The sequence below is a fragment of the Chryseobacterium sp. CG10_8 genome (assembly GCF_058117085.1).
Genome location: NZ_JBYVEB010000282.1, coordinates 1 through 567 on the forward strand (window position 1 = coordinate 1; position 567 = coordinate 567).

Annotated in this window: 1 protein-coding gene; it reads right to left on the reverse strand. The window is 34.7% G+C overall.

Translation table 11 applies throughout. The features are described 5' to 3' along the window. The coding region (locus tag AC4AGG_RS16750; RefSeq protein ID WP_489773161.1) for a transposase at positions 1-567 on the reverse strand (567 nt) is incomplete at both ends.

The following is a 567-nucleotide window of genomic DNA, read 5'->3' on the forward strand; positions in this document are numbered from 1 at the left end:
TTTTTTCATTGAGATAATCTTTATGCCTTTCATACCAAAGTTTTAATTGTTCAGTCCACCAGATTCTGTCATTATGAGTTTTGATTTTGAGAAGTAGCAAGATATGCTTTCGAAGTTCTTGCCCTGCAATATGCTTAGGAAATTTGGTTAACCAAACCAGACACATCCTTTGGATATGAACTAAACACCTTTGGACGATAATGTTCTTGTCGGTTTTCTTGATGGCTTTTAAAATACTCTTATCTCCATCGGAAGTGATACTTTCCAACTTCACGCCTAATTTCAGAAGATTAGTAAGATCTTCTTTTATTTCTTCATAATGTTCCCCGTCGGTAAACCGAATAAGCTGGGTATAGCCATCAAAATCATCTTGATAAGCAACTAAACAAAACTTAGCAAAATAGGTGGCATCTATCCTGAGATGAACATTTTCTCTTTTAATAATTTTCAGTGTAGGTGAACTTTCTAAAATAGTATAAAACGTTCGTTGAAGTGTGTCTTTCGAGTATCCACTATCTCTACAAAGTGTTCTGTAGGTTTGCCTTTCAAGTACCCATTTTCTAAACC